At 60.5% G+C, this 22,369-nt stretch carries 17 protein-coding genes and 1 tRNA gene; 10 read left to right on the top strand and 8 right to left on the bottom strand.

Features of this window, described 5'->3' with window-relative positions; translation table 11 throughout:
- Positions 1-39: 39 nt before the first annotated feature.
- Positions 40-324, bottom strand: coding sequence for a CHY zinc finger protein (locus sake_RS03145; protein ID WP_243155753.1), 285 nt, complete (start codon positions 322-324; stop codon positions 40-42).
- A 112-nt stretch (positions 325-436) separates the two neighbouring features.
- Between sake_RS03145 and sake_RS03140 the strand changes: the two genes are divergently transcribed.
- The gene (locus tag sake_RS03140) at positions 437-2,212 is read left to right on the top strand and encodes a bifunctional 3'-5' exonuclease/DNA polymerase (protein WP_178945439.1); all 1,776 of its coding nucleotides are present in this window, start codon (positions 437-439) and stop codon (positions 2,210-2,212) included.
- Positions 2,213-2,275: 63 nt separating this feature from the next.
- Here the strand turns inward: sake_RS03140 and sake_RS03135 are convergent, their stop codons facing one another.
- Together sake_RS03135 and nth are read right to left on the bottom strand one after the other, a co-directional pair.
- The gene (locus tag sake_RS03135) at positions 2,276-3,016 is read right to left on the bottom strand and encodes a CoA pyrophosphatase (RefSeq protein WP_371811920.1); all 741 of its coding nucleotides are present in this window, start codon (positions 3,014-3,016) and stop codon (positions 2,276-2,278) included.
- Entirely contained in the window at positions 3,006-3,884 is an 879-nt protein-coding gene (gene nth, locus sake_RS03130) for an endonuclease III (RefSeq protein WP_129359059.1), read from the bottom strand. Before nth ends, sake_RS03135 begins: the two co-directional genes overlap by 11 nt.
- A 190-nt stretch (positions 3,885-4,074) precedes the next feature.
- Between nth and acs the strand changes: the two genes are divergently transcribed.
- Both acs and aroQ read left to right on the top strand, forming a co-directional pair.
- Positions 4,075-6,012, top strand: a complete 1,938-nt coding sequence (gene acs, locus sake_RS03125) for an acetate--CoA ligase (RefSeq protein ID WP_178945438.1) — start codon at positions 4,075-4,077, stop codon at positions 6,010-6,012.
- An 89-nt stretch (positions 6,013-6,101) separates the two neighbouring features.
- Positions 6,102-6,533 (top strand): type II 3-dehydroquinate dehydratase, encoded by a 432-nt coding sequence (gene aroQ / locus sake_RS03120; protein ID WP_129359054.1) that lies wholly within the window; start codon positions 6,102-6,104, stop codon positions 6,531-6,533.
- Between the two features lie 39 nt (positions 6,534-6,572).
- Here the strand turns inward: aroQ and sake_RS03115 are convergent, their stop codons facing one another.
- Entirely contained in the window at positions 6,573-7,751 is a 1,179-nt protein-coding gene (locus sake_RS03115; protein WP_129359052.1) for a MarP family serine protease, read from the bottom strand.
- A gap of 286 nt (positions 7,752-8,037) precedes the next feature.
- On the opposite strand from sake_RS03115, the gene sake_RS03110 reads away from it, so the two are divergent.
- Positions 8,038-8,715: a Crp/Fnr family transcriptional regulator gene (locus tag sake_RS03110; protein WP_129359050.1), complete on the top strand. Its 678-nt coding sequence runs from the start codon at positions 8,038-8,040 to the stop codon at positions 8,713-8,715.
- 89 nt (positions 8,716-8,804) lie between these two features.
- Here sake_RS03110 and sake_RS03105 read toward each other — a convergent pair whose 3' ends face one another.
- The 3 genes from sake_RS03105 to sake_RS03095 are packed head-to-tail and all read right to left on the bottom strand — an operon-like array spanning position 8,805 to position 10,465.
- Positions 8,805-9,785, bottom strand: coding sequence for an NUDIX hydrolase (locus tag sake_RS03105; RefSeq protein WP_243155732.1), 981 nt, complete (start codon positions 9,783-9,785; stop codon positions 8,805-8,807).
- The gene (locus sake_RS03100) at positions 9,778-10,260 is read right to left on the bottom strand and encodes a RidA family protein (RefSeq protein ID WP_129359048.1); all 483 of its coding nucleotides are present in this window, start codon (positions 10,258-10,260) and stop codon (positions 9,778-9,780) included. Before sake_RS03100 ends, sake_RS03105 begins: the two co-directional genes overlap by 8 nt.
- 4 nt (positions 10,261-10,264) lie before the next feature.
- Positions 10,265-10,465, bottom strand: coding sequence for a hypothetical protein (locus sake_RS03095; protein ID WP_129359046.1), 201 nt, complete (start codon positions 10,463-10,465; stop codon positions 10,265-10,267).
- 202 nt (positions 10,466-10,667) lie between these two features.
- Here sake_RS03095 and sake_RS03090 point away from each other — a divergent pair, with 202 nt between their 5' ends.
- From sake_RS03090 to sake_RS03065, 6 genes are all read left to right on the top strand, one after another.
- On the top strand, positions 10,668-12,821 hold the full coding sequence (locus sake_RS03090; RefSeq protein ID WP_129359044.1) for a transglycosylase domain-containing protein: 2,154 nt from the start codon (positions 10,668-10,670) through the stop codon (positions 12,819-12,821).
- 6 nt (positions 12,822-12,827) lie between these two features.
- Positions 12,828-13,781: a metallophosphoesterase gene (locus tag sake_RS03085; protein ID WP_129359042.1), complete on the top strand. Its 954-nt coding sequence runs from the start codon at positions 12,828-12,830 to the stop codon at positions 13,779-13,781.
- 77 nt (positions 13,782-13,858) lie between these two features.
- Complete coding sequence (locus tag sake_RS03080) at positions 13,859-15,787, top strand: ABC transporter ATP-binding protein (RefSeq protein ID WP_178945437.1); 1,929 nt, start codon at positions 13,859-13,861, stop codon at positions 15,785-15,787.
- Positions 15,780-17,618 (top strand): ABC transporter ATP-binding protein, encoded by a 1,839-nt coding sequence (locus sake_RS03075; protein ID WP_178945436.1) that lies wholly within the window; start codon positions 15,780-15,782, stop codon positions 17,616-17,618. Before sake_RS03080 ends, sake_RS03075 begins: the two co-directional genes overlap by 8 nt.
- A 25-nt stretch (positions 17,619-17,643) precedes the next feature.
- Positions 17,644-20,571, top strand: a complete 2,928-nt coding sequence (locus sake_RS03070; protein ID WP_243155731.1) for an FAD-binding and (Fe-S)-binding domain-containing protein — start codon at positions 17,644-17,646, stop codon at positions 20,569-20,571.
- A gap of 122 nt (positions 20,572-20,693) precedes the next feature.
- Positions 20,694-20,770 (top strand) — tRNA-Pro (locus sake_RS03065).
- 111 nt (positions 20,771-20,881) lie between these two features.
- Here sake_RS03065 and sake_RS03060 read toward each other — a convergent pair.
- Positions 20,882-22,369 (bottom strand): MFS transporter, encoded by a 1,488-nt coding sequence (locus tag sake_RS03060; RefSeq protein WP_129359036.1) that lies wholly within the window; start codon positions 22,367-22,369, stop codon positions 20,882-20,884.

Below are 22,369 nucleotides of genomic sequence, written 5' to 3'. Positions count from 1 at the left end.
CGATCCGAGCCACGCAGCAACGCTCCCCTGGATGCTCTGCTACTCGATCTCAAAATACAGGTGATAGTGCAAGGCACAACGTTCGTTGAAATCCGAACCGCACCGAGGACAGCGACTTGCAGATATGTAATCGTGAATCGGCAATTCCGAGTTGCAAGCACCGCACAAAATCGCTGCCGTCTGACGCTCGTCGACACTCCACTGACTGGCTTCGTGGGATTCGGCCTCCGCGTGGCAGAGATGACATGGGTAATACCGGTCGCAACACTTGAAACGAATTGCAATGATGTCTTCTGGTTGGTGATAGTGCACGCAACGCGTCATACGGTCTACGGTCCGACCATAAACCATGGGTTGTATCGAATCGCCGGAACTATTTCTCGCGTCATCCACAGGCTTAAACCTACGCCTGGTGTAGAGCGGGATAATAGTTGACATGCTCATCGTGATTGGCCCCGAAGACTCCAGTACTGCTCCGGATACGGAGGCAGCAGCCTGGCGTGCCATCACGGTAGAAGACGGAAAGAGCGGTTCTACTCGACGATTCGGGCCGGAACAGTTGCCACAATTCGTCGGAGCGGTTCTTCGAAACTCTCACCACCCGGACCGAGTGCGATGGGTCTGGTCTTCCACTGCTGCCGTGTATCCGGCCCTTCTCCGGGCCGGTGTCTCGGTGTCGAGATGCTGGGATCTGGCGTTGGGCCAAGAGATCTTGGGCAATGCCGCAACTCTGCCCAGTAACGGCATTGACTACGCTCCGGTCGTCGATATCAACAAGGACTCCGGTCCTCTACCTCCCGGCCGCTTGTCCGTTCCTCGCATCGACCCGCATCAGATCTCGCTCTTTGACGCGCCCTCTCCTTCCCAAGCCCCACACGAAGCCACCGTTGACGATCTTCTCGCGGAGTTCCAGGCACAGTATCGAGCAGTCGAGGAAGCACCGGAGCGCCGGCGCCTTCGACTCCTGCTAGCGGCAGAATCGCAAGGTTCTCTTATTGCCGCAGAGATGTATCAGGAAGGGTTGCCGTGGAACGCCGAGATACACCGGCAAATCCTGGACGACCGTTTGGGGCCGATGCCACCCGAAGGCCAGCGTCCGGCCCGGATGCAAGAGCTCGCAGAAAGCATAGGAATAATGCTCGGATCGAGCCATCTCAATCCTGATTCTCCCCAAGAGCTCCTACGCGCGCTCAATTCGGCAGGGGTCGAGGTGACCTCAACCCGGAAATGGGATCTCGTGGCTTGGGCGGAGCACGGTGGAACACGTGCGGAATCGCGCAAAGAATTTATCGCCCCGCTGCTCAAATACAAACAGCTGTACCGACTCTGGACCGCAAATGGTTGGCAATGGCTGGATGAATGGGTTCGGGACGGCAGATTCCATGCAGCCTATGTAGTAGGAGGCGTCGTCACTGGTCGCTGGGCCGCACACGGCGGCGGAGCCATGCAGATTCCACAGACAGTCAGAGATGCCGTCCGGGCTGATCCCGATCACGTTCTAACCGTCGCGGATGCCTCCCAGGTCGAACCTCGTATCCTCGCGGCCATGTCCGGCGATGGCGCTCTGGCCGTCGCCGGACAAGGTAAGGACCTGTACGTAGGAATTGCAGAAATCGGTCGGAGGACGGGTTCGGCGCTCAAGGACAGACCGGCGGCCAAGATAGCCCTTTTGGGCGCGATGTATGGAGCCACCTCGGGGGAAGCCGGGGCGCTCGTCCCTCATCTCAAGCGCTTGTTCCCGGAAGCAATCGACCTTGTCGAGAGAGCCGCCACTGTGGGCGAACGGGGCGGTCAAGTAACCACGTGGCTCGGTCGTACTTCTCCGCTGCCGGACCAACGATGGTTCGACGCCGTCCGAGACGTCAGTACCGCAGCTTCGGAATCGCGTTCCCGAGCCATGTCCCGGTCGCAAGGCCGATTCACGCGTAACTTCGTCGTTCAGGGGACGGCGGCCGAGTGGGCCATGTGCTGGATGGGCGAAATCCGACGTCGGTTGCGGTCCGGAGGAGAAGGAGGCTCGCCGCTGCGCACCTCACTGGTCTTTTTCGTTCACGACGAAGTAGTCCTCCACGGCCCGGTGGCAGAGGCCGACAGCGTGGCACAAATAGTCACCGAGTCCGCGGGTGCAGCCGGGAGGTTGTTGTTCGGCAATGCTCCGGTGGATTTCCCTCTTACGGTCGCGACCGTCGGTTCCTATGCGGACGCGAAATGACTCGGGCCCCGGCGGCTCTCCCGACGCTGCCGGGAATCGGTTCTGCCCGCAACGACGCATCCATCACATGGGGGCCGGTACCGTTCGGGCTCGGTCCCAATCCTGGTCCCAACCGAGTTCGTGAAGAACGCGATCCAGAACCACTCCGGTAAACCCCCAGATCGTGACAGGCCCCGACGCCGAGGCTACGTCAAAGGCTGGTGATCTGTAGGTTTTCGGACCCCGGGTCACGGTGGCGTAATGCCGATTCTGCGGATCGATCAGGTCGCGCACCGGAACTCGGAAAACCTGCGACGACTCCGCGCTGTCCACTACCGCAACACGAGACGGGTCCTTCCACCAGCCCAGCACCGGCGTGACCATGAAATTACTGACGGGCAACGGTACCGGAGCCAGTTTCCCCAGAACCTCGACCCCGTCACGGTCGAGCCCCGTCTCCTCGACGGCTTCCCGCAGCGCCGCCTCAACGAACGAATCCTCTGCTTGAAGGTCTTCGGGGTCGACTTTCCCTCCGGGAAAGGCCGGTTGCCCGGCATGTTGGCGCAGGGAACCTGCCCGAACCACAATGAGGACATCGAGGTCGGCACCAACGCCGACGGAGGCGCCCGTGGTGGACGTTGCCGGCGCGTCGTCAAGCACGCCGAAAAGAATGAGGACGGCAGCATCCTTGGCAGTTTCGGGCTCCATGCCCCCGATTCGCCACGGTTCTCTGTCCTCCATGACGATTCCATGTCCTCGTACACCCAGACGCCGGAGGGCATCGAGAGCGGATTCCTGAGGCGAGCGGATAGGGTCATACCCCAAGGCTGTATCCTTCCTCACGCAGTTGGCGACGCGTCGCGCCTTCCAGGAACCGGCGATGAAGTTCTTCACGCCCGGGCGCAAATTCGTACTGGAGCAATTCCACCGCGGCGTCTTCGTCGGTTTCGCCCGAGCCGTAGGACGGGCAAAGGTCCGCGATCGGACACACACCGCAAGCTGGCACACGGGAGTGGCAGATGCGTCGACCATGATAGATCAACCGGTGGGACAGCATTGTCCAGTCCCGCGGTTCAAATAATTCGGAAATATCGCGCTCAACCTTGGCCGGGTCCTTCTGATCGGTAAATCCAAGTCGGCGGGCCAGGCGCCCGAAGTGCGTGTCGACTGTCAGACCGGGAAGGCCAAAAGCATTGCCCATGACCACGAATGCAGTCTTCCGACCTACTCCGGCGAGTTTGGTGAGCTCATCAAGGGTTCCGGGGACTTCTCCGTCGTATTCGTCGACGATCTGTCCCGCAAGTTTGATGATCGAGCGTGCCTTGGCACGGTAGAAGCCCAATGGATGCACGATTTCCTCGATGGCTTCGTGGTCGGCCGCCGCGAGCGCTTGTGCATCCGGATATGCCGCGAACAGCTTCTGCGTCACCAGGTTGACCTTGATGTCGGTGGTTTGTGCGGACAGGACCGTCGCGACCACAAGTTCGAAGGCGTTCTCGAAGTCCAATTCGGCAACCGCGTACGGATACGTCTCCCCCAGGATCCGATTGATTTTTCGTGCTCTGCGCACCAATCCCAGCTGCGTCTCCTGTTTGCCGAGTCGACGACGTCGAGCCGCGCCTGCCCGCGCCTTGTCCTCAGGTACGTATCGAATTTCAAGGCTGGGACGGGACTGGTTGTGTGCAGTGGTCATATTGGTCAAGCCTACCCAGAGCAGTGAGGCTCGGCGAAGCGAGGCAACGGCCTAGAGGCCGGCTGATCAGGGGATTTTCCTGCCTGCGAAACGCCGCCGCCCCAGTGATCCCAGTCACGAGATCTCTATTACAGTGGTTGCAAGGAACTTTCGCGGTTTTCCTGACCGCTTCGACCAGAAAGGAAGAAAAGTGAGCGAGACTCCTCAGACTTTTCCGCCCAACCAGGACTTCGCCGCACAAGCAAATGCTGGGGCTGACCTCTATGACCAGGCTGCTTCGCAAGGCACCGATTTCTGGGCCGAGCAGGCGAAGCGGTTCCTGCATTGGGACAAAGAATTCACGCAGACCCTCGACTGGACCAACCCCCCATTCGCCAAGTGGTTCGGGGATGGCGAGCTCAACGCCGCATATAACGCAGTCGACCGGCACGTCGAGGCCGGGAACGGCGACCGTGTGGCGATTTTTTTCGAAGGTGAGCCGGGCGATAGCCGCACTTACACTTACCAAGATCTCAAGGACGAGGTCTCGCGGGCGGCCAACGCGTTCCAGGAACTCGGCATAGAGAAGGGGGACCGCGTCGCGGTCTACCTCCCGATGATTCCGGAGGCCGTCATCACGATGCTCGCGTGCGCACGCATCGGCGCGGTACATTCGGTGATCTTCGGAGGATTCTCGGCCGACGCAATTCGCTCGCGTGTTGAGGACGGTGAAGCAAAACTCGTGGTCACCGCGGACGGATCCTTCCGCCGAGGCCAGCCGACACAGCTCAAATCCACCGTGGACAAGGCCCTGACGAAGGGCGGAGGCAGCGTAGAGCATGTCCTCGTGGTCAAACGCAACGGCGCGGACGTCGACTGGTCCGACGGTCGTGACGTCTGGTGGCACGAGACGGTCGAGAAGGCTTCCTCAGAACACCAGCCGGTCCCAAATAACGCCGAGGATCCGCTCTTCATCCTCTACACCTCCGGTACGACCGGCAAGCCCAAGGGAATTCTGCATACCACTGGCGGATATTTGGCGCATGCCGCTTACACGCATTACAACGTATTCGACATCAAGCCGGAGACGGACGTGTACTGGTGCACCGCCGACGTCGGGTGGGTCACCGGGCACACCTACATCACCTACGGACCGCTGCTCAACGGGTCGACCCAGGTCATTTACGAAGGGACCCCGAATTCTCCGCACCGTGGCCGTTTCTGGGAAATCGTCGACAAGTATGGGGTGACGATCATGTACACCTCCCCCACGGCGATCCGGACCATGATGAAGTGGGGCGAGGAAATTCCGGAACAGTACAAACTCGATTCATTGCGGCTCCTCGGAACCGTCGGCGAGGCCATCAACCCCGAGGCCTGGTTGTGGTTCCATCGCGTGATCGGCAAGGAACGTTGCCCGATCGTCGACACTTGGTGGCAGACCGAGACGGGAGGCATCATGATCTCTCAGCTTCCCGGCGTCACGGAAGCCAAGCCCGGTTCGGCTCAACGGCCGTTGCCTGGTGTGAGTGCCGAAGTTGTGGACGACTCCGGACAGAAGCTCGAGAACGGAAATTCGGGCCTGCTCGTCCTAACCGAACCCTGGCCGTCGATGTTGCGGACGATTTGGGGAGACGACCAACGATTCGTCGACACGTACTGGTCACGTTTCGACGAAAAAACCTACTTCGCCGGCGACGGCGCCAAACGTGACGAAGACGGCGACATCTGGGTTCTTGGCCGTGTGGACGATGTCATGAACGTTTCCGGTCATCGACTTTCGACACCGGAGATCGAGTCGGCACTTGTTTCTCATCATTCTGTTGCTGAGGCAGCAGTGGTCGGAGCCACCGACGAGACGACTGGACAAGCCGTGATCGCCTTTGTGATTCTCTCGGACGAAGCCGCCGCTGAGGGCCGCGATACCGAAGAGCTTGCAGCGGAGATCCGCGCTCACGTCGGCGAAGAGATTTCCCCTATCGCCAAGCCGAAGAAGGTACTGATTGTCCCCGAGTTGCCGAAGACCCGTTCGGGCAAGATCATGCGCCGGCTTCTGAAGGACGTGGCAGAAGACCGCCCGGTCGGAGACGTCTCGACGCTCGCAGATCAGACGGTCATGGACCAGATCACCCAGACGCTCAGCAAATAGAAGAGATTAGCTTCGATGCCAGGCGGCCGTGCCTCGTTCATGACGAGGCACGGCCGCCTGGCTGTGGGACGACGTGAAAGAATGACGGCATGAACAAACCGATCTTCGTGCTCAATGGCCCCAATCTGAATCTCCTTGGCGTACGCAAACCGGAGATCTATGGATCTACGACTCTTTCGGATATCGAGTCCACCGTTCGAAAGCGAGCGCAGGAGCTGGGCCTCGGGATCGAATTCATGCAGTCAAACCACGAGGGCACTCTGGTCGACGAGATTCAGCGGGCGCGCTCCGAGGCGGCCAGCATCATCATCAACCCGGCCGCATTCACGCATTACTCCGTCGCGATTCATGATGCCTTGGAAGCCGCAGAGCTCCCGGTCGTCGAGGTGCACCTTTCGAATGTTCACCGGCGAGAGGAATTCCGACACCGCTCCTTCGTCTCGTTACAGGCCGAGACCGTAATCGCTGGGGCCGGCGCATTCGGATACATCATGGCGCTGGAGTATCTGGCACAGCGTTAGCCTCGCAGGCTGCTCGCCACGCAACCACCCTGCCCTGAATCAGCCAGTCGTGCACTGCCCCGTCGGGACCGGTTCGGTCAGGGAATCAATGCTGTCCAGGACCGGAGCGAGTTCCGTCATGGAAAGCGCATAACCGGTTTCACCCTGCGTGGCCTTGGCGAAGATGACTCCGATGACCTGGCCCTGACTATTCAGAAGGGGCCCGCCTGAGTTGCCTTGCTCGACGTTGGCGGCCAGTTGATAAATCTCACGGGGCTTGCTGGTCGACCCGTCTTCGGCCGTCGTGGCGTTGTAGCCGAGGCCCTGGATCGAGGCGGAGCGCGACGTAAAAGGCCCTCCCAAGGGGTAACCCATGAAATTCGCCAGTTCCCCGGCCTGCCCGTTGTCTCCAGCCTTCAGGGGAGAAGCTTCGAGGCCGGGAACGTCAAGAACTGCCAGGTCGGTCGAAGCATCGTAGTAGACGGTTTTACCTTCGAAGCTCTGCCCCTGCCGGGTCTGAACCAGGGGGTTGCTCACGCCGGCGACGACGTGTGCGTTCGTGACGACTTTGTTCGGAGCGGCCACGAAGCCTGATCCGGACTGGTTCTGCGCACAAGCCTCGGCGGTCCCATTGATCTTGAGGACTGAATCCGATGCATTGCGCAAAGAATCGGTATCCGGCGTTTCTGACGGGGCAGCCTGCTGGGGGAAGAGTTGCTCGTCGAGACGAGGTATCCCGGACTGTTGCAGAACGGCGGCCCTTGCCTGCGCGATAGCCTGCTGAACTGGAGTGGGTGTCGCGGATTCCAGACCGGAGATCACCTTGGAATTACCGATCGTCGTGGTGATCGCCGAGACTCCCAGTTGGGCTGCGGAAAAGCTGAGTACAACAATCACCAATGCGCATGTCAGAACGTTGAGCAGGGCCCCGCCGATTCGATCGATGATGCCGAGGCCCGTTTTCTCGGTGAGCCTCCGCAGCGGACGGCCGATGGCCATTCCCAATGCCTGCCCGATGAGGATCAACAAGCCGATGCTGGCGATCGCGACGACGATCTTCCAACCTCCCTGGACGTGCTCCACCAACAACGGAGTCACGTAAAAAGCTGCAACTGCACCGAAGGCGAATCCGATCACGGACCCCAGAGTCATGAAGAAGCCGCGTGAATAGCCCGCGATGAAGTAGGCCAGCAGGATAAGGATGAGGATCCAGTCCAGAATCGTGAGGTCGGTCAGCATGATCACCAATCGTCGCGGTCACACCCCGAAAATCACGGCGGTCGGGGTGGCTCACAATGTTAGTCGCCGCTCCTGGAAAGAACCTAAGCCAATTCGACGTTCAGCAACCTTTATGCGAGGATATGGGCTCGTCTGTGGCGGATTCGACACACAACTTATACAGTGGATTTTGGATACGTTGAATTTGTCACACGAGTAGCCGACGTCGCGCCCATCCCGATTGAACATACGAGATGGAGTGGACGCGTGCGGCGGGCATTAAAGACCCGGATCAATGAGGAGAATTATGGATATCGAGGTTCTGCGCAGGGCGCCCCTTTTCGCAACACTGGATGATGAAGCTTTCGCCGCGCTAACCGAGGAATTGACCGAGGTGGACCTGTCCCGCGGTGCGACGTTGTTCTACGAGGGCGATCCGGGTGACCAGCTCTACTTCGTCGTCTCCGGCAAGATCAAATTGGGTCGCACGGCCTCCGACGGCCGCGAAAACCTGGTCGCGATCATGGGTCCGGGCGAGATTTTCGGCGAGATGGCTCTGTTCGATCCGGGCCCTCGCTCGACGTCGGCGACCGCAGTCTCCGAGTCCCGCTTGGCCGGTGTCAAGCACTCCAGCCTCAAGAAGGCCATGGACCGGAGCCCATCGATCTCAGGCCAGGTCCTGCAGGCACTCGCCCGTCGCCTCCGCCGCACCAACGAGAACCTTGCCGATCTGGTCTTCTCAGACGTCCCCGGCCGCGTCTCCAAGGCGCTCCTGGACCTTGCCGATCGATTCGGTCGTCCGGCGACTGACGGCATCCTGGTCGCTCACGAGCTCACGCAGGAAGAGCTCGCACAACTCGTCGGGGCTTCCCGCGAGACCGTCAACAAGGCCTTGGCCGAATTCGTGCAGCGCGGCTGGATCCGACTCGAAGCCCGCGCCGTCGTCATCCTCGACCTCCAGCGCCTGCGTCAGCGGAGCCGCTAGAGGTTCCACGGGACGTGCTTGAGCGTTCTGGTGCTGAAAGGGGGCCGGGTGTATATGCACCCGGCCCCTTTTTTATGCGGAAATGCGGACTACGAACCTTTTGCCCTGGTCTTGACGGCCTCTCGCGGTGGGGTGAAGGCCAACATGAGCTGTCCGTCCTTTTCTACGAGTTCCGGTTTCTTGACGTGGACCTGACGTTTCTTCGTCAGAAAGGCAATAGTCGTTTGGCAGGTCGCAACGGATTCGAGGACGGACAAAGTCCCCGGCGTCATCAACTCTTCAAGTGATTTTCCGCGGGTGTCCTCAAGATCGATCTCGTTCCCCAGCGCCGTCGACGTTTTGTCGGAGACCAATTCGCGTGCGGGGACCCAACGTCCCCACATGCCTTTCGACGCCAGAAGTTTCGGGCGTTGGCCCACGGGAACCACGGAAGCGAAGAAATGCGTGTCGAATCGCCGATGGGAGAAGTCAGGCGTCTGCCACCGTCCGAGGGGCTTCAGGAGATCCGTCCGGACTTTGAGTCCCCCGCGTTTGAGATAGGCGATGAAGCCCAGTTCGTGCCCAGCGATCGCTTCCCGCGAGGCCATCGTTTCGCTGGCTTCCGTATATTCGACGGTGTCTTGCTCATTCGGCCCGGCAAGCAGGACACCGACTTCCTCGAAGCTTTCGCGAATAGCCGTAACGACCGCGCTCCTGGCCTCGACAACGTCGTTGTGCCCCAGTTTCTGTGCCCACTGCGCGGGTGTCGGCCCGTACCATCCCACGGGATCGTGGTCCTCCGGCTCCACGGCACCGCCGGGGAAACAGATACGACCCAGAGGGGACGCCGGTGTCGTCCTGTAGGTGAGAAACGTCTCAAGCCCGTCTTTTCCCTCGCGGATATAGACGACCGACGCAGCCGTTTTCGCCTGGCAGCAAGCAGACCTGTCTTCTTCCGCCATCCACGCTCGCGCGGCGGTGGCCTCACGCGAGGTCAGCGGAAAATAATAGTCACCGGCGGGCTTCGGACAGGATGCTGGGCCGGTTTTCGCGGTTACCCGGTTGACGGGCAGTGCGAGAGGATTAGGCAAATTCAACGATGAGTTCCACTTCAACGGGTACGTCGAGAGGAAGGACGGCGACGCCGACAGCTGACCGGGCGTGAACCCCGGCCTCCCCGAAGGCCTTACCATACAACTCCGACGCGCCATTGAGAACCTGAGCCTGGCCCGTGAATTCCGGAACGGAACTGACGAAACCGGTGACCTTGACGATCCGGCGCACTCGGTCGAGATCACCGATCGCAGACTTCACCGCGGCCAGGGTGTTGAGGGCGCACACTCGAGCTTGGTCCTGAGCGTCTTCAATGCCGACCGTTCCCGGCTCGCCGCCGTCGGAGACCTTGCCCTTGAACGCGAATTCGCCGTTCTGGACCGGGATCTGGCCGGAAGTGTAGACGTAGTTCCCCGAAACCACCGCGGGCACATAGGAAGCTACGGGGACGGCAACGTCCGGAACCACAAGCCCTTCGGCTGCCAATCGTTCCTCAACCTTCGACGTAGCCATAGTCTTAGCCTTCCTTGGGGCGCTTGAAGTAGGCGATGGGGTTCGCCTGTGTCGGCGCGACCATATTGCCCGAGGGAGCATCGCCTGCCGGCGCAGCCCCCGGGAGGACCGTAACGAGTTCCCATCCGTCCTGACCCCAATTATCGAGGATCTGCTTGGTTGCGTGGATCATGAGCGGCACTGTCGCGTATTCCCATTGAGTCATGGTCCCAGCCTATCCACCCCCGCAACGCCGCGCTATTCCTGAGCGTCCGCGTTCCTGAAAGGCATATTGCCCGGCCCGACACAAAGTGGACTTTGGGTGCTCTCCCAGCGCTCATTCAGCGCAGTCTTGGACACGGAGTGATTTGTCCCCAGAGGGGGCCCAGAGGCGTACGTTTTCCTATATCGACTTGTATGCTGTTGGAATGGCTTCACCCAAGAAATCCGCTCGGCAGCGTGACCGACGAACTCCGAGCGACTTCATTCAGTTCCTTGCCCTCAGTATTGTTGCGGGGTTCGTGACCGCTGGCCTCCTCATTCCGCCGGCGGCCACAGCCGGTTTGACCGCGAGCGCCTCGATCAACTGGTTCAAAGGGCTCCCTGATGATCTCTCCGCTGGCCCTCTGTCGAAACCGTCGACGGTTCTGACGAGTGACGGGCAGAAGATCGCGACGTTCTATTCAGAGAATCGCAGCGAGGTCCCTCTGGACCAGATCTCCGACAACATGGTCAACGCCCAGCTGTCCATCGAGGATGACAGCTTCTACGACCACGGAGGTGTGGACGCGTTCGGTATCGGACGTGCCCTGTTGAACAACATCGTCCACCCTGGCTCGCGTCAGGGCGCTTCCACGATCACCCAGCAATACGTGAATAACCTGCTGATTGATCAGGCGACCCAGAGCGGTGAGGACGCCACCACGACCATGGGTGCCAACAAGGGCATGCTGGACAAGATCAAGGAAATGAAGCTCTCCATCTCGATGGAGCAGAACAAGTCGAAGGACGATATCCTCAACGGCTATCTGAACCTCGTCAATTACGGCGGAAGCAATTACGGTGTCCAGGCGGCCGCGAAGTACTACTGGGGCATCGACGCGAAGGACCTCAACGTCCAGCAATCAGCGTTGTTGGCCGGAATGGTTCAGTCCCCTGCTTATTACGATCCTCAAGCCAATCCCAAGGCCGCCACGGATCGGCGCAATACCGTGCTGCACACTATGCTCCAGCACGGAAAGATTTCGCAGGACCAATACGATCAGGCCAAGGACGCACCACTGGACTTGGACATTCACACCACGGAGTCGGGCTGTGAAGCCGCAACCGACGCCCCGTACTTCTGTGATTACGTCCGCAATGAGTTCCTGCAGGACAAGCGGTTCGGCGACAACAGTGACGAACGTCGGGCATTGTTGACGCGTGGTGGTTTGACCATCAAGACGACCTTGAAGAGCAAGGACCAGAAGACTGCCCAGGACCAGGTGAACCAGACCCAGCCGACTGACGACAACCCTGATTCTGTGAGCACCTCGCTCGTCTCGGTTCAGCCGGGTACGGGGAACATCCTTTCGATGGCCCAGAACTCCAACTACAACAATGGCAAGGGAGTCGGGAACACGGTGTACAACTACAACGTGGACTCTGCCATGGGCGGCACACCAGGGTTCCAGCCCGGTTCGACTTTCAAGGCCTTCTCCCTGACCGAGTGGATCAAGGAAGGCAACGGCGTGAACTCGACGATTGACGCTTCCAAGTTGAGCTATCCAGCGGGAACCAAATGGAGAGCCAGCTGCAAACCCGGCGGTTCGGTGGAGAACCCCGGCGCCAATGGGGCTTGGTCGTTCCAAAACGCTGAGGAAGGCTACAACAAGCCTATGACGGTCAATGAGGGCCTCTACAACTCGATCAACTCGGCCCTCTACGCGATGGACAACTATCTGGATCTCTGCAATATCGGCAAGACCGCTCAGGACCTTGGCGTGGTCAAGGGGGACGGTTCCGGAGACCAAATCCAAACCCAGGATTCCCTGGCCTCGCTCATTGGTACGGAAAACGTTGCTCCCATGGCTATGGCCAATGCTTTCGCGACCTACGCCTCGGAGGGCAAGTACTGCTCACCGCGTTCGATTGAGAGCATTACCGACCGCAAGGGCCAGGCCATGGACGTGTCTCCGGTTTCGTGCAACCAAGCCATCGACCCTGACGTCGCCCGAGGTGTGAGCTTCGTTTTGAAGAACGTCTTGACCAAGGGCTCTGCCTACCAACGAGGGATCGGCTTGGAGAACGCTTCGGCAGCCAAGACGGGTACCACGGACGATTCCACCCAAACCTGGACCGTGGGTTACACCCGCGGCGTCGCGACGGCATCGTGGGTCGGCAACGTGGACCTCGGTTCGCGGTCCCTCAATGGGCTTCGGATCGGAGGTCAGACCAAGGATTACGTGGATGGTGCGACGTACGCGGGCCGACAGTGGCAGGACTACATGAAGGCCGTATCTCGCGACTACAACACGGACCCCTTCACCAATCCTTCGGACCAGGTCCAGAGTGACGACATCAAGTCACAGAAGGCGGAGTAGCCAACGGTGAACCGATTTCGCCTTTCGGCGGCCTCCGGCACAGCTTCGATCCTCCCCACGGCCTTCAGGAGCGCGGGAATCGGGGTCGCGACGGGGGCCGCCGTCGTTGCGTACGGCCATTGTGTCGAATTGAACCGATTCCAGGTCAGGGAGGAAACCTTGCGGGTGCTCCCTGCCGGTGCCCCATCCCTCCGGGTTCTGCATATATCGGATATGCACATGATTCCGGGACAGCGGCGAAAGACCGAGTTCGTACACTCCCTGGCCGACTTGGATCCCGACCTGGTCATCAATACGGGAGACAATCTCAGCCATCTCGACGGCCTGCCACCGTTGTTGACTGCATTGGATCCGCTGTTGGAGTTCCCGGGAGTCTACGTACCCGGTTCCAACTGCTATTTCGCTCCCCGGCTCAAGAATCCCGCCCGCTACCTGTGGAAGCACACAGGAGATGAAAAGCGGGATGAGCGTGCTCCAGATGTCCTGCCATTTGCGCAGATGCACCAGGCCTTTGACGACCGCGGCTGGGTAGGTCTGATCAACCGGGCTCGCAGTCTTCGCATCCAGGGAGTTCGCCTGGATTTTTCCGGCGTCGACGACCCTCATTTGGGTTACGACAGTCATCCGGGCTTCGTTCACCCTGATGGAGCACGCGAGGAACCCTCGTTACGCATTGGGGTGATGCACGCCCCCTATATGCGCACGATTCGTCGTTTTGTCGATGACGGCGCGGAGCTCATGGTGGCTGGCCACACCCATGGGGGCCAGATCTGTCTTCCAGGGGGCCGTGCCATCGTCTCCAACTGTGATCTCGATCCTTCGCGAGCCAAAGGAATCTCTTACGAGGAGGGCGTCCCCCTCGAAGTCACGGCGGGTCTCGGTACCTCGAGATACGCGGCCGTCCGGTTGTTCTGCCCTCCGGAAGCAGTGCTGCTTCATCTGACCGCCCGACCGGCCTAGCAGCGACCCCTCGACTCCGGGTTCCCCCGAGGCGAAACCAGGTCTGACTGGCAAAAACGAAGAGTATCGTTTGCTTCGTGCAGCGTAGTCAGAGCCCGGAAGCCCAACAGTTGTTGTCCGGGTACATCGAACCTATTCGCACCAAGCTCGTCCTGGGCATCATTTCTGCCGTGGCGGCAACTTTGATGGGGCTGGCGATTCCTCAAGCGCTCCGCTTCGTGGTCGATGCGATCCAGAACCACAGCTCCGGTGCGGCCTCGGTGTGGGGCGGTGGAGCACTCGTCGCCGCCCTAGGCTTCTTGCAAGTCGTGTTCATCTGGCTGCGTCGCTACCTCATCATGGACCAAGCACTCCACATGGAGATGCGCATGCGCGAGGCGCTCTTCGAGAAGCTTGCCCGCCTCCCAGTCTCTTTTCACGATCAGTGGTCTTCCGGCCAGCTGCTCTCCCGGTCGACGTCGGATCTCGGCCTCATTCGTCGCTGGTTCAGTTTCGGAATCCCCAATCTGACGTTGATCGTGGTCACCGTCGTCGTCGGCGTCGGGCTCATGGCGTTCGACGCCTGGCCGCTCGCGCTCATCTATCTGCTTTGCGTCATTCCTGTCCTCGTGATCATCGCTCGGGCCATGAAACGTGTCCGAGCACTGACTCGAGAAGTCCAGCAGAGGGCAGGGGACCTCGCAACGTCCGTCGAGGAATCCGTGCACGGCATCCGGGTCCTCAAGGCACATGGAAGAGGCGAGCACTCCCTTGAGGAATTCTCCGATCAGGCGCAGGGACTGCGTCTCACGGAGATCTCCCGGACCAAAGCAATGGCGTCCCTCTCCGCCCGGACATGGCTCGTTCCCGAAATCATGATGGCAATATCCCTGCTTGTCGCAGGGTGGATCTACATGAACGGTCTGCTGAGCGTGGGTGACGCGGTGGCTTTCCTCGGGACGGCGGTCATCGTGACAGGACGCTTGCGCAGCGCAGGCATGATCATCAATCTCTATGAGGCCTCCCATGTTGCGGCGGAGCGACACCGACAGGTCATGGCCCAGTCGGATGAAGAGTCCGTTCCAGTTCTCGGCGTCACTCACCCGGCTGCGGGCTGGAATCCTGATGACCTGGATGCTATCCCTCCGCCCGCCGCATCCCTGGCGTTCGACGGAGTGAGCTTCGCCTACCCGAAAGACTCCGGAGGGGGCCGCATCCCGTTCGACGCGTCCGGGGCAGGTACGGCGAACGAGATCCCGGCACCGGAGAGGGCAACGATGGTTCTCGACGACGTCTCCTTCGACGTACGCCCAGGAGAAACCGTCGCTCTGGTCGGAACCACCGGTTCAGGAAAATCCACGATTCTGTCCCTCGTGGATCGTCTCTACTCCCCCTCGACAGGACGAATACTGGTGGACGGCATGGACGCGGCGGACTTGGCTCTCGATGAGCTCCGTTCACAAATCGCCATCGCTTTCGAAGAACCCACGCTGTTCTCGACGAGCATTCGGGAGAACGTCCTCTTCGGCCTGCCTGAGCCTGTGGGCCGTGACCTGGAGCCCATCGATTGGGAAGACCTCGACGAATCCCATCGAACCAACCGTCAGAAAATCCTGTCCGAAGCCCTCCACGTCGCGGACGCCGCATTTGCACTGACCCTTCCGAACGGCGTCGAGACCCAGATCGGGGAAGAAGGTCTGAGCCTCTCCGGCGGGCAACGTCAGCGCATCGCCCTGGCCCGGGCGATCGCGGCCCACCCGAGGATCCTGCTGTTGGACGACCCGTTGTCGGCTCTGGACACCAAAACCGAGGAGACGGTCGTGAGACGACTGCGTGAGACGTTGACGAATACGACCACGCTTCTCACGGCGCATCGCCCCTCCACCGTGGCGTTGGCGGACAGGGTCGCGCTCTTGAACGAGGGCAAGATCATCGCTTACGGGACGCACCGAGAGCTCATGTTGCGGGCCGAGTACCGACACGTCATGACGGCAGAAGACACCCTCGAGGAGGGCTACCGTGAGTGAACGACGCACCGCAGGTTTAGGTGTCCGCAATGAGGACAAAATCAATCTAACCAAGAGCGAGAGCAAGGCCGTTCGCAAACGCTCCTTCCAACTGCTGGCCTCCCTGGTCAAGCCGGTTCTCTGGCCGGCTGTAGGGACGTTGGCCTTGGTCATCGTGTCCGAGGGCCTGGGCGCATTGGGCCCCGCGCTGACCGGCTGGGGCATCGACATCGGATTGCCTCAACTGAAGCAAGGCCATCCGGCAGCGCTGATTGCGATAGTCGTCGCATATATTGTTTCGGCGGTGATATCTGCCCTGACGGTCTATCTGAACGAGACGATCACCGCCAAAATCTCTCAATCGATCCTGTACCGGATCCGGCGTAGAACTTTTGCGCACGTCCAACGGCTCAGTCTGGATTTCCACGAGAAGTACACCTCGGGCCGCGTCATTTCTCGCCTCACCTCGGATTTGGAGACGATGCGTGAATTCCTGGATTCGGGGCTCTCGCAGATCGCCTCCTCGTTGTTGTCGATGGTCATGATGGCCGTCATCGTGATCGCCCTCGACTGGCACACCGCTATTGTGATCGGAATCGCGCTGATACCGATGATCTCGCTGACGGTCTGGTTCAGAAAGAGATCCGAGGTCCAGTACAGAGCCCAACGCATCTCATCGGCCCAACTGATCGGCAACTTCACGGAAACCATGACGGGTATTCGCGCCGTCATGTCCTTCCGCCGCCAGCCGAGTGCGCGCCGTTCCTACATGAAATTCGCTGATCGATACCGGCAACAGAACCTCAGATCGGTCCGCCTCTTCGGCATATACATGCCGGGAGTCATGCTGCTATCCAACCTCACGGTGGCTGTGGTTCTGGTCGTCGGAGGCTACAACGTTCTGCACGGTGTTATCGCGGTCGGGGCCCTCTTGTCCTTGGTGCTCTATACGCAACGAATTTTCGACCCGCTGATGGATCTCTCGAGCTTCTACAACACTCTCCAGTCCGCTACCGCTGCACTCGAAAAGGTCTCCGGCCTTCTGGAAGAGCGTCCCAGCGTGGCAGACCCTGACCGGCCGCGCACTCCGGGAGGCACCTCAGAGATTCGTGGCAGATTACAATTCGACCAGGTCACGTTCAGTTATCGCGAAGAGGCCACCAACCCGGTCCTGCCCACCCTCGATTTGAGCATTCCGGCTGGCCAGAAAGTTGCCCTCGTCGGCCAGACGGGCGCAGGCAAGTCCACCATCGCAAAACTGATTGCCCGGTTTTATGACGTCAGCTCGGGGAGGATTCTTTTGGACGGCGTAGACCTGCGGGACCTGCGAGATACCGATCTTCGTCAAGAGGTTGTCATGGTCACGCAGGAGTCCTACCTCTTCTCGGGTTCGGTGGCCGACAACATCGCCTTGGGACGCCCCGGCGCGACCCGCTCGGAGGTTATTCGGGCGGCTCAACAAGTGGGCGCGGACGAGTTCATCCGCAAACTGCCCGAAGGGTATGATACGGATCTCAATAAACGCGGCGGACGGGTTTCGGCAGGTCAACGGCAGTTGCTGTCATTCGCCCGCGCTTTCTTGGCGGACCCGGCCGTCCTGATTCTTGACGAGGCGACCGCGTCCCTGGATCTGCCTTCCGAGAAGCTCGTCCAGCGCGGTCTGTCTGAGTTGTTGGGCGGCCGAACCGCCGTCGTCATCGCCCATCGTCTGTCGACCATCTTGGATTCGGAGCGCGTGCTGGTCGTCTCCGACGGTCGCGTGGTCGAGGACGGATCTCCTCAGGCCTTGATCGATGCGGGCGGACGATTCTCGGAGCTGCATGAGGCATGGCTATCCTCCGTGGAACGGTGATTGTCAGCCTTCTAGGATGGAAAACATGAGCTCCACCACACCGTTGACACCGCTCGCACATTCCCCGCTCGCCGTATCGGAGGCCCCGGCGAGCCCCGAATGCGAAGCCCTCGCGGTCAGTCTCGAGGCCGGATCCAGCGCCGCGGCGTCTTCGAAGGAAATTGACCGGCTCGCGATGGCGCATGACGCTTCGCATTATCTTCTGGTCCCTCAAGGCATTGTGCGACCGAGCTCGGCGGACGACGTCGCCGCCGTCATGTCCTCGGCTTCGAAAGCCGGGTTGCCCGTCACTTTCCGGTCGGGCGGCACCAGCCTCTCCGGCCAGGCCGTCTCCGATGGGGTCATGGTCGACACTCGCCGGGCCTTCCGCGGGCTTGAGGTGTTGGACGATGGACGGAGAGTTCGCGTGCAGCCCGGCGCTACCGTCGGAGCGGTGAACGGCGCTCTTCGACGGTATGGACGGAAAATCGGGCCTGACCCTGCTTCCTCATCCGCGTGCACGATCGGCGGAGTGGTCGCGAACAATTCCTCGGGGATGTCCTGCGGAACCGAGTTCAATACGTACCGGACCCTGGATTCCATGGTCTTGATCCTTCCTTCGGGGACCATGATCGATACGTCGGAGGCCGACGCGGATGCTCAATTGCGTCAGCAAGAACCACAAATCCACGAAGGGTTGCGAAGATTGCGACGCCGTGTGGTCGACAACCCGGAATCGCGCCGCATCATCGCGCATCAGTATTCGATGAAAAATACGATGGGTTACGGGATCAACGCATTCCTCGATTTCGAGGAACCGGTGCGCATTCTCGAGCATTTGATCATCGGTTCTGAAGGAACCCTCGGCTTCGTGGCATCAGCAACATTCAGAACCCTGGAGATACTTCCCGCCGCGTCAACCGGGCTCTTGGTTTTTCCGGACCTCATCTCGGCGACTTCCACGGTTCCCCTCCTCGTCGAGGCCGATATGGCGACCGTTGAGCTCCTCGACTCGACCTCGATTCGCGTGGCCCAGCGCTCAGGTAAGGTCGCCGACGCTCTGGCCCAGGTCGACGTCGACCAGCACGCGGCGCTCTTGGTGGAGTTCCAGGCCACGACCTCCAAGGAAGTCGTTGAAAGGTACGAGGCCGCTCGCTCGATGCTGGAGTCCTTGGATCTTTCATCTCCTGCGGAGATGACCACGGATTCCGGGCAACGCTCTCTCTTGTGGGCGGCTCGGAACAACTTGTACGCGACCGTGGCGGGCAACCGCCCTACCGGAACCAACGCACTGCTCGAGGACGTTGTGGTCCCCGTAGGGAGCCTGGGTGAGACCTGCCGAGACCTCGGCACCATGTTCGACGCGCACGGTTACGAGGATTCGGTGATCTTCGGTCACGCGAAGGATGGCAATATCCATTTCATGCTCAACGAGCGCTTCTCGGAGCCAAGCAAGCTGGAACGCTACCGCGAGTTCACCGAAGACATGGTTTCGCTGATCTTGGGAAATCGGGGGTCGCTCAAAGCCGAGCACGGAACGGGCCGCATCATGGCTCCATATGTGCGCCGTCAGTTCGGGGACGAGTTGTACGGGGTCATGTGCGAGGTCAAACGCTTGATCGACCCGGGCAGCATGCTGAACCCCGGCGTCGTCATCAACGACGATCCGGATGCGTATGTGCAGAATCTCAAGGTTGCGGAGACCGTCGAGGAAGAAGTGGACCGTTGCGTCGAGTGCGGCTATTGCGAGCCGGTATGCCCTTCCAAGGACCTCACCCTGACTCCTCGGCAACGAATCGTGATGCGTCGGGAGCTCGAGGCAGCACGGGCACGAGGGGATCACACACTCGTCCGGAAGTTGGAGGCCGACTGGGACTACGAAGGCGAACAAACGTGCGCCGTGGACGGCATGTGTGTCACCCGCTGTCCCGTGGACATCAACACGGGCGACTTGATTCGCCGTTTGCGCTCGGAAAAACAGCAACCCACCGAGAGCGCAGGGTGGAAGGTCGCAGCCGAGAACTGGGGGGCTGCGAATAACGCGGCCAATTACGGACTGCGTGCCGCCAAGCGCCTCCCCTGGCCCGTGCCGGTCGCCGCGACGAAACTGGGGCGGAAAATTCTCGGCGAAGACGTCATACCCCAGTACAACAAGCACTTGCCTTCGGGCGGCCGACGCCGCGCGAGTCGCGTCGATGATGGAGCCTCTTTCGTTTTCTTCCCGGCCTGCGTCAATTCGATGTTCGGTGCGGTGGATGGGATTGGGGCACCTGCCGAGGAGAGCGCGACGTCATCGCTGATGAACTTGGCGCATCGAGCAGGTTTGCGGTGGAACACGCCGGAAGGCATCGATTCGATGTGCTGCGGAACCCCGTGGAAGTCCAAGGGGTTCACCGATGGTTATTCCGTGATGTCCGATCGGGTGCTGGAAGGTCTCTGGTCTGCGACCCGCGGCGGAGAATTGCCTGTCGTTTGCGATGCGTCGTCGTGCACCGAGGGGCTCGAAACCATGAAGTCCAAGGTGCTCGACGCCGCGGCCACCGGCCCTCAGCAGGCTCCGGATGGCGAGGTTCGGGACTTCTCACGAATCCGTTTCGTGGACTCGGTCGAATTCGTCGCGACGGCGATTCTGCCGCTCCTCGAGATCCATCGGAAGCTCGACTCGCTGGTCCTACATCCGACGTGTTCGCTGACCCATTTGGGTCTGGGGCCTCAGCTCGAGGAGCTGGGGAACGCCGTTGCCGAGGAATGCCACGTTCCGCTCGAATGGGGCTGTTGCGCCTATGCGGGCGACCGCGGGATGCTCCATCCTGAGCTCACCCAGTCCGCAACCCGCGCCGAAGCAGCTGAGGTCAATGCGCGACGCTACTCGGCCTATGCTTCGTCGAACCGGACTTGCGAACAAGGCATGACCGAAGCCACCGGACAGACGTACCAGAACATTCTGCAGCTCGTGGAGTGGGCCAGCCGATAACCGGGTGGAAGGCGACGTGCCCGGGGCCACTCTTGGCCGGTTTGCCGGGCTATGGCGGATCCGCTATTCTAGAGAAGTTGCTTGACGCGATATTCGGGTTTCCCGTGCGGACAAGTCAACATCGGGATGTGGCGCAGCTTGGTAGCGCGCGTCGTTCGGGACGACGAGGTCGCAGGTTCAAATCCTGTCATCCCGACCAACAGTTCGAGCCGCGAGATCATCAGCATGATCCCGCGGCTCGAACTTTTTGAGACCGTAGGTCCATCGGAGATGAACCTACGGTCTCTTGCTTTTCGGGACCCGTATCCGGCTACGAGGCGACGCGTTCTTCCCGACGCCCTTGCACCAGGTCGCGAATGCCGATGCACCCGGCGAGGATCACCACGACCGCAATCACGAGAAGCCCGACGACCATCGCCGTCGACCAATCGGACTTGGCAACCAGGGCGAAAACGATTCCGGTGATCGCCGCGATGCCGATGGACGTGCCCACGCGTTGCCCGGTCTGGAGGACGCCGCCAGCCGACCCCGCGTAACGCATCGGAACATCGGCCAAAGTCAGCGTCTGATTCGGGCTCACGACGAGTCCCTGGCCGCCGCCGACGAAGGTCAGGCTGAGAAGCATCCACCACTCGCTGAGGCCAATTCGTCCGTGGAGGAAAACCAGCAATGCTGTCACGAGCAATCCGAATAGGACCGAACTCATCCCGATCAGAACCAGGGGTCGGCCGATTTTGACAATGTATCGACCGGCGACCGGTGCGCTGATGGCACTCGCGGTTGCCGCGGGGAGACCCATCATGCCTGAGGCCAGAGCCGTGTGTCCCAGACCTGACTGCATGTAGAGGGCAACCAGAACCCAGATACTGGTGACACCGACGAAGTACAAACCGATCAGCATGGTTCCGTTGGCGAACGATCGGGTCTTGAACAATTCCATGTCGATCATGGGTTCGCCACCGTTCCTCCGGTAACGCCTCTCCCAGAAGGCCCAGAAGACCAGCAAGGCTACAGCCACGACGATGGACCCCCAGATCCACGGTCCGACCGAAGATTCCACGAACGGGAGCATCACAAGAAGCACGGCAAGGCCGAAGGTCACCAGACCTACCGGATCCAAATCGGCTTTCCGTTTGGGTGCGGCACTCGTCGGGTCGATGACTGGCAACGACGACGTCGAGTGCTCGGGAGGAACCGGTTTCCAAGCGGTATCCGGAAGCCAAGCCCTGGCGAGCAAGAGGGCCACGATACAAATCGGAACGTTGACGAGGAACGCTGCCCGCCAGCCGATTTCCTGCCCGAACAGGCTGATCAGGATGCCGCCGAGCACGGGGCCGATGGCCACGGAGACACCGACGACGCCGCCGAACATTCCGAAGGCTTTGCCTCGTTGAGTTCCCTTGAAATATTGCTGAATGAGCCCGATGGCCTGTGGGTTGAGGAAACCCGACCCCAGCCCCATCGCCACTCGCGCGATATTGAGCACGATGGCCGACGGCGCGAGCCCGGACACCAGAGCCCCCAGACCGAACAGGCTGACACCTAAGATGAAAAGACGCCCCCTCCCGTACACATCCCCGGCACGGCCTGCCGCTACCAAGAGGACGCCGAATGCCAGCGCGTAGCCGGAGAGGACCCATTGCAATTCGGAGCTGCTGGCACCGATGGATGTCTGCACGGCGGGAAGTACGACGTTGACGATGGACACGCTGAGCAGGGACATGAAGAGAGGCACCAGGGTCAGTGCCAGGATCCTCTTCTGCTCGGTGTTGAACTTTCCTGGGGAATCTAAGGGCAT

The organism is Kocuria sp. TGY1127_2 (genome assembly GCF_013394385.1).
Classification (GTDB): domain Bacteria; phylum Actinomycetota; class Actinomycetes; order Actinomycetales; family Micrococcaceae; genus Rothia.
The sequence above is the reverse complement of the archived record's forward strand: the minus strand, read 5'-3'. Positions and strand labels throughout refer to the sequence as shown.